The sequence below is a fragment of the Streptomyces sp. NPDC003691 genome (assembly GCF_053981115.1).
This window is the reverse complement of sequence record NZ_JBSFNQ010000010.1, coordinates 122,454-129,977: the sequence shown is the minus strand read 5'-3', so window position 1 is coordinate 129,977 and position 7,524 is coordinate 122,454. Positions and strand designations below refer to the sequence as shown.

The 7,524-nt window shown below is 73.9% G+C and carries 6 protein-coding genes; 2 read left to right on the top strand and 4 right to left on the bottom strand.

The genetic code is table 11. From position 1 onward, the window contains the following. Positions 1 to 87 precede the first annotated feature (87 nt). Both ACWDR0_RS07650 and ACWDR0_RS07645 read right to left on the bottom strand, forming a co-directional pair. A complete protein-coding gene (locus ACWDR0_RS07650; RefSeq protein ID WP_456350733.1) occupies positions 88 to 1,440 on the bottom strand; it encodes an FAD-dependent monooxygenase in 1,353 nt (450 codons plus the stop codon). Next, positions 1,437 to 2,711, bottom strand: coding sequence for a monodechloroaminopyrrolnitrin synthase PrnB family protein (locus ACWDR0_RS07645; RefSeq protein ID WP_456350732.1), 1,275 nt, complete (start codon positions 2,709 to 2,711; stop codon positions 1,437 to 1,439). The genes ACWDR0_RS07650 and ACWDR0_RS07645 overlap by 4 nt, the downstream gene beginning before the upstream one ends. A 349-nt stretch (positions 2,712 to 3,060) precedes the next feature. On the opposite strand from ACWDR0_RS07645, the gene ACWDR0_RS07640 reads away from it, so the two are divergent. After that, positions 3,061 to 3,336: a hypothetical protein gene (locus ACWDR0_RS07640; RefSeq protein ID WP_456350731.1), complete on the top strand. Its 276-nt coding sequence runs from the start codon at positions 3,061 to 3,063 to the stop codon at positions 3,334 to 3,336. A 130-nt stretch (positions 3,337 to 3,466) separates the two neighbouring features. Here the strand turns inward: ACWDR0_RS07640 and ACWDR0_RS07635 are convergent, their stop codons facing one another. Beyond that, the gene (locus ACWDR0_RS07635; protein ID WP_456350730.1) at positions 3,467 to 4,942 is read right to left on the bottom strand and encodes a 4-hydroxyphenylacetate 3-hydroxylase family protein; all 1,476 of its coding nucleotides are present in this window, start codon (positions 4,940 to 4,942) and stop codon (positions 3,467 to 3,469) included. Positions 4,943 to 5,032: 90 nt separating this feature from the next. Then, positions 5,033 to 6,016 (bottom strand): AraC family transcriptional regulator, encoded by a 984-nt coding sequence (locus tag ACWDR0_RS07630; protein ID WP_456350729.1) that lies wholly within the window; start codon positions 6,014 to 6,016, stop codon positions 5,033 to 5,035. A gap of 121 nt (positions 6,017 to 6,137) precedes the next feature. On the opposite strand from ACWDR0_RS07630, the gene ACWDR0_RS07625 reads away from it, so the two are divergent. Continuing rightward, complete coding sequence (locus ACWDR0_RS07625) at positions 6,138 to 7,079, top strand: SDR family oxidoreductase (RefSeq protein ID WP_456350728.1); 942 nt, start codon at positions 6,138 to 6,140, stop codon at positions 7,077 to 7,079. Positions 7,080 to 7,524: the final 445 nt, after the last annotated feature.

Genomic DNA, 7,524 nt, shown 5'->3' with positions numbered 1-7,524 from the left:
GCCCGGGCCGAGGCCCGGGGTTGGCCGGCGGGCCCGGGCCGCTCGCCCCCAGCCGCCGGTGCGGCCCTGGCAGCCCGGGCCCGGGGTTCAGACCAGGGGTGGGGGGCGGCCCGGTTCGTACGGGGAGCCGAGGTTGACCGTCACCGGGTCGAACGCGCCCTTCGCCGCGTACCGCTCCGCTATCTCCGCCCGCTCGGCGGGCGGGATGACCGCGTCGATATCGGTGAAGCCGCCGGGCGCACGCTCATGGGCGAGCGCTATCACGACCTCCGGGCCGTGGCTGCGGTTCGCCCGCTGGATTTCCGTCATCGCGGGGCGGCGGTGGGCCTCGTAGGCGGCGAGCGCGTCCGTCGGGTCGCGGTGCACCGAGAGCGCCTGGGCCAGCGCCCGGGCGTCGATCACGGACTGGGTGGCGCCGTTGGAACCCGCCGGGTACATCGCGTGCGCGGCGTCGCCGATCAGGGTGGTCCGGCCGTGGGACCAGCGCTCCAGGGGCTCCCGGTCGACCATCGGGTACTCGTAGGCCCGGTCCGCGGCGGAGATCACCTCCGCCACGTCGACCCCGTCGAACTCCCAGCCCCGGTAGTGCCCCGCGACGCGTTCGACGGCGATCCGGCGGTCCCAGTCGCCGCGGAACGCGCCCGGCGGACCGGCGGCCGGACCGGAGCCGTCCCGGGGCGCGGACCCGGCGGCCGTCTCGGCGGGGATCGCCAGGGCCCAGTTCACGGGGACCGTGCCAACCGTACTCTCCGTGCCGTCCTCGGGGGCGGGGCCGGCCATCGGGTAGACCACGGCCTTCTGCCGGTCGTCCCCCGCGATGAACATGAACGCCGGGGCGCGCCCGGCCGGGATCCGGGACACTCCCCGCCAGATCAGGAATCCGTTCCACGGCGGCTCGCCCTCCCCGGGGTTGAGCCCGGCCCGCACCGCCGAGCGGATGCCGTCGGCGCCGACGAGGACGTCCGGCTCCAGGGAGCCGCTCCCCCGGTGGACCCCGTCCCGGTGCTCGATCCGCACCCGGGGGCGGCCGTGCGGCTGCTGCTCCACCCCGGTCACCCGGACCCCGGGCAGCAGGGCCTCGGGGCCCAGTCGTTCCCGTACGGCGTCGGCGAGGACGCTCTGCAGCGCGCACCGGCCGATGGAGAGCTGCGGCCAGCGGTAGCCCGCGGCGATACCGCGCGGCTCCCGCGATATCAGTCCGCCGCCGCGGTGGTAGTAGCGCAGTTCGCGGGTGGCCAGACCACGCGCCGACAGCGCGTCGAGCAGGCCCAGCTCCGCCAGCTCGCGCACCGCGTTCGGCATGATGTTCAGTCCGGCGCCGACCGGGCGCAGTTCCCGGGCCGCCTCGACGACCGTGACCTCGGTGAAGCCGGCCCGGTGGAGCGCGAGGGCGGCCGTCAGCCCGGCGATGCCCCCGCCCGCGATCATGAAATGGGTCATTGTTCCGTCTCCCCGGCCTCTCCGGTGCCTGCCCGCCCGTTGTCCCGGCCCCGGCGGCCGCGGCCGCCTCGCCCGGCGGGTTCCCCGGTCCCTTCGCTCCCGCCGCGGTCGCCGCGGGTGTCACCGGACCCGCCCGCCTCGTGATGCGCACGGCCCCCGGCGCGCGCCGGTTCAACGGCCCGGCGTACGAAGGTCTCGTTGTCGCGCGTCAGGTCGAGGACGGCGCGCAGCAGTTCGATGGGCGCGCCCCCGCTGCCCTGCTCGTAGAGCCGTACTTCCTCCGCGTACGCCTTGCGCGCCACGGTGATGTGACGGGCCCGGAACGCCTTGAGGATACGCAGCACCCGTACGAGTGAGTAACCGGATCGCACCAGATGGGCGGGGGGACGGCCGCCCGCGGTCTCCCAGCTCACGGCGGCGGAAAACTTGGAGACGGCGGAGGTGCCGCCGCGGTGGGCCGCGTAGTGGGCGCGCCACCCCGGGAGGGTGTAGCGGACGGATTCGGCGAGGAAGCGTTCGTAGGAGCGGTCGCTGCGGTCGCACTGCCAGAGCGTCAGGTCCACCAGCCAGAGGGGGACCTGCGCGGCGGCCGGGCCGAGGTATTCGACGCCGTCGACGCCGATCTCCTCGAAGTAGGGGCGGATATCGGTGGCGAAGACCACCGGGGGGACATGGGCGATGGTGAAGTCGATGGAATCGACCATCGGGCCGAGGTCCCCGGCTATCAGGTCGAGGATGTCGGCGAAACCGGGGTCGTACGGTTCGAGCCGGGCCAGTTCGGCGCAGTGGCCGAGAGCGGCGACCAGTCCGGGTATCACCATCCGGACCGCGTCCTGGAGCCTGGCTTCGGCGGTCAGCCCGGTGTAGGTGCGCAGCCGGTCCCCGGGCGGGTTCCAGGTCGTGTAGTGGTGCACGGTGTCGCGCGGCACCATGTCCGTGATCCGGCCGAGGTGTTCGAGGACCGGAAGGGCCTGCGGGACGGCGGCGACCGGCTCGGTCCCGTGGCGTTTCAGGGAGCCGAGGAGCAGTCCGAGGTCGCGCATGGCGGCGAGCGCCCGGGGCACGTCGTAACGGGCGACGTCCTCGGGTTCGGGCAGCAGGGCGCGCAGGGCCGCCGTGAGCGCGGGGACGTCGGCCGCGGCGTTCATCGCGGGGAGCCGGGCCAGTGGCGCGTCGGCGCCGAGCGGATCGGCGGCCCGGATTTCCGGGATGCGGAAGTGCGGCTCGGTGCGTGCTGCGACACCGGGTACGACGAGGTCGTGCAAGGTCATCGGAGGCCCCCCTCGGACACATCGATGAGAAGAAGAGAGAAAGAGCGGGTTGGATGGACGGTCGTACCTGGAGCGGCCCCCCGCCGCCCCGGCGCGGTCCGCGCCCGCACGCCTGCCGCGCGCCCCTCACTCCGGGGTGCCGCGGCGCTCCTGTCCGGCCGTCGGGCCGGTGACGGATCCCGGTAAGGGCCCGTGCCCGGGGCTGGTCAGGCCCCGGGTGGTGGTCTCCGGCCGGTGGACGGGGCCGGAGAGAGGACGGGAGGAGGGACGGGATACGGCGCCGGTGGCGGCGCGCGGCGCAGCGTGGGGCGGCTCGCCGACACCAGGATCTTGGGTACCCGCGGCGGTCGTGCGCAGTCGTACGGCCGGGAGCGCGGCGGCCGGCACGCTCCCCGCGCCCGCGGCGGGCGCGCCGCGGAGCCGCCCGGGCACGCCGGAGCCGCCGGAGGCGCCGGAGGCGCCGGAGGCGCCGGAGGCGATTCGGCACGGGATGCTGCGGGCGGCCGGGGACGCGGGCGATCCGGGCGCACGGCCCGCCGGAGTGAACGACTTCGGGGCGGCCGGAGCCACGGGCGACCCCGGGCCCGAGGCCACCGGGCCCGGGGCCGCCGGGGCGGTCCCGTAGCCGGAGGCGGCCCGGCCCGGAACGCGCCGGGGGCCGTGGGCCGGGAGCCGGGCGGCCTCCCGGCGCGGAGCACCGGTGCCTGCGGTCCCGGGCGGCTCCTCGGGGAGCCGGCCCGGCGCGGGCGCACGGGTCACCGGCTCACCCCGTCGCCGGGGCCTCCCGCCGTACTCGCCGGGGCGGCCGGGCCCGTCAGGCCGTATCCGCCGAGGCAGTCCCGGGCGAGCCGTTCGCACTCCTCGGCGCCGCCGGCCCCGTGCTGCATCATCAGATAGACGTGCGGAGCACCGTGGTAGAAGCGCTCGTACTGTTCGTGCCGGGAGGCGAACTCGGAGCCGAGCGCGTCCCAGGCCAGCTTCAGCAGCTTCACCCGCTCCTCGGCCGGGCTGTCCGGCGCCGCCAGATAGGGCGCCAGCACCGGGCCCAGCTCGGGGTGGAGCAGATCCTCGCCGGACGCCGGGAGCTGGATGATTGCCCCGCCCGCCAGGGCTTTGATCTCCTGGACGGCCCGCGGGTACAGCTCCCCGGCCATGATGCGCTGGGCGAAGGAGATCTCGGTGCCGGGCGCGACACCGCCCGCGCCGCCGTCCACCTCCTCGTACGACGCCTCCGCGGCCAGGACGAACGCCTTGGCCTGGGCGACCATGCCGAGCAGCCGCCCCACGGACTGGACGACACCGGGCAGTTCATGGGTGCCGTTGTCCCGGGTGATCAGGATCGCCAGGCCGGTGAGGAATTCGAGCTTGGTCCAGAACCGGGTGGCGGCCTGGTGGACGAAGTTCAGATACGCCGGGGTGCGCCACCACATCGCGGCGGTCGCGGCCGGGTCCCGGTAGGTCAGCACCCGCTCCCACGGCACGAACACGTCGTCGCAGACGAGCATCGCGTCGTTCTCGTCGAAGCGGGAGGAGAGCGGATTGTCGAAGACGCCGCGGGCCCGGCCCTCGTAGGAGGTCCGGGAGATCAGCTTGAGTCCGGGGGTGTCGACGGGGACCGAGAAGCAGAGCGCGTGCTCGGTGTCGTCCGGGGCGAGGGGTTCGATCGTGCCGACGAGGACCTCGTCGGCGAAGACCGCCCCGGATCCGATGGTCTTGGCGCCGCGGACCACGATGCCCCCGTCGCGTTCGGCGACGGCCCGCACCAGCGGGTCGGGGCCGCCGGGCCGGGAGCGGGGATTGCTGATGGTGAACGCGCAGTACAGATCGTTTTCAGCCAGTCTGCGATGGTATGCGAGAACGTTGTCCGAGCCGTCGAAGGCGTCGCCGGCGAAGACCTGCGGCAGGGCCGCGAACCCGGCCGCGCCGCTCGCCATGTAGTCCGGCGTACGGCCCAGGAAGCCGTAGCTCGCCTCGGCCCACACCTTGTACGCCTGCCGGCGGGCCACCAGGTCGGCGTGGGTGCGGGGGACGGTGTAGGCCCGGTGCACCCCGTCGGCGGAGAGTACGGGGCTGTGCGCCGACGAGTGCGCCAGGTCGTACAGACCCGCGATGGACGCGGCGGTGCCGCGGAAGGCGGGGTGGGAGGACACGCCCTTGACGCGCTCGCCGTCCAGCCAGATCTCCCGCCCGTCGTCCAGCGCATCCAGATAGTGCGAGCCAGACCTGATCAACGTTTCTCCTCAAACGGAACACATCCCCCGCCCGTACCGAGCCTCACCCCGTCCGGGACGGCCGAGCAATGAGAGAGCGTCCAGTGGTGATTAAGAACCAGCCAGCCGCGCGGCGGCCGGACGGTTTCCGGCACGGTATTCGCCGGGGGTGACGCCGAACCATTTACGGAAGGCGAGATGGAATCCGACGGCGCTCTGGTAGCCGACCCGCTGCGGCACCGCGGACTGGGGCAGTGATGTCTCCCCCAGCAGCCGGGCGGCCTCCTGCATCCGCCGCCCGGTGAGATGCCGGGCCGGGGCCTCCCCGACCAGTTCCCGGAAGGCGGCGGTGAAGGCGGACCGGGACATCCCGACCTCCCGGGCCAGCGATTCGATGGTCCAGGGCTCCGCGAACCGGGTCGAGATGATCACCATCGCCTTGCTGATCCCGGGGTGCCGCAGCAGCGGCAGCGTGGCCGGGTTGTCGGCCAGCTCGCGCAGCAGCGGCCGGAGCGCCAGCACCAGCGCCATCTCGAAGGTGCGCAGGGTGACCAGCCGGTCGCCGGGGCCCACCGGCCGGTCGGTGGTGGCGAGCAGCCGCAGGGTGTCCCGGAGCAGCGGCTCCTGGTCGACCTGGGAGCGGTCCAGCACCAGGGCCCAGGGCAGGGCCTGGTAGAGCCCGCTGGCGGCGGAGGCGTCGTAGTGGAGACCGGCGCAGAGCAGCCGGGTCACCGGCCCCTGCCCCTCGATCCGGATCTCGCCCGAGGTGCCCGGCTCGCGCTCCGGCAGCACACTGCCGAGCGCCACCCCGCCGCGCCGGTCGGGGTGGTCGGAGAGCCGGTGCGCCGTACCGGTGGGGAAGACCGCGAGATCGCCCTCGTGGAGCCGGAAGGAGGTCCGTCCTTCCCCGGTGATCCAGCACGCGCCCTCGGTGATGAAGTGCAGGACGGCACAGCTCTCCTCGGCGTCGCCCTCGATGGCCCAGGGGCCCCGGAGGTTCCACCGGCTGTCGAACACGCCGGTGAGGCGCAGTGGCCTCATCAGCTCGCTCAGGAGGTCGTCGCCCCCGGTCTGGGCAGTGTCAACAGAGTCCATTGGACGATCCTTCAACCTCCGACCCGGTTTGTTAATTGATCGGCCGAAGCCGCCGCCGCGAGCCTGGAGGAGAGCGATACCCGGCAGCGGCCTCAACCTTATCGAAGGGCTCTTCAGACACATGTCCGATCACATTCCGATGCGCGTGGCGGTCGTGGGGGCGACCGGCTTCCAGGGAGGTGCGACGGCGCGGCTGCTGGTCGAGCGCGGCCACCAGGTCCGTACCCTCAGCCGCCGGCCGGAAGGTGAGCGGCCGCATCTGCCGGGGGTCTCCTGCGGCAGCGGCGACCTGGGGCGCTTCGAGGACGTGCGGCAGCTGTTCGAGGGGGCGACGCACGCGGCGGTGGTGCTGCCGCTGGTGTACCAGGCGGAGAAGGTGCTGCGCTACGCGCAGAACATCGCGCGGGCGGCCCGGGAGTCCGGGGTGCGGCGGCTGGTGTTCAACACCAATGTCCGGATCCCCGGCCGGACGACGAACGTGGTCGGCTTCGAGACCCGGCGACTGGCGGAGACGGTGTTCCGGGAGGGGCTCTCGGGCAGCGGCGTGGAGCTGGTCGTGGTGCGGCCGCCGGTCTATCTCGACAACCTCTTCAGCCCGTGGAACGGTCCGGCGCTGATGACGGAGGGCGTGCTGGCGTATCCGCTGCCGGAGGACGCGGAGGTCGCCTGGCTCTCCCACCGGGATCTCGCGGAGGCGGTGTTCGCGGCGCTGACCGTCGACGGCATCGCGGGCCGCGCCTTCGACATCGGCGGACCGTCCGTGCTGACCGGCGGGGAGCTGGCCGGGGAGTTCGGCCGCGGTCTGGGCCGGGAGGTGCGGTACGTCCCGCTGGAGCCGGCCGTCTTCGAGCAGGGGCTCTCCCATCTGCTGGGCGCGGAGGCCGCGGCGGGCATCTCCGGTATCTACCACTACATGGCGGCGGGGGCGGAGCCTTCGCTGCTGACCGGTGACGACGGGCTGTCCTCGGCGGCCCTGTCGGTGAAACCCGCCCCGGCCGGCGAGTGGGTGGCCCGCCAGCCGTGGCGGATGTGGACGGAAGCGGAGCACTCCTATGAAGCGTGACGAGCACCCCCGCGTCCCCCTGGGAAGCCCGCTGTCCTACCGAGCCCCGGGGGCGAAGGAACCGAGCTGGGAACTCCTCCCGTCCTGACCCGGTTCCGCCGCCCCCGTCCTGCCCGAGCCCCGTACGGCACCACGCCGTACGGGGCTCGCGGCCGTCCGCCGGGGGCGGGAACGCCGGGGACACCCGAAGAAGCCGGGCATGCCCGGGACACCCGAAGAAGCCGGAAACACCGAGGCATGCCCGGGGCAGCCGAGGATGCCGGAAGCACCGGAAACCACAGGGGCGCGACGTGCCGGGCGCGCGCCCCGCGCGTTGCGCCCCCCGGGTGAACGCGCTCCCGCATTGGTACGGGCCGTTCGCGTCCCGTCCGTGGTCCCGGTAATCCAGCGGTTACAAATAGCGGGCAACTCCCGGCAGCAGCCTTGTGGCGCCACGGGTCCGCCC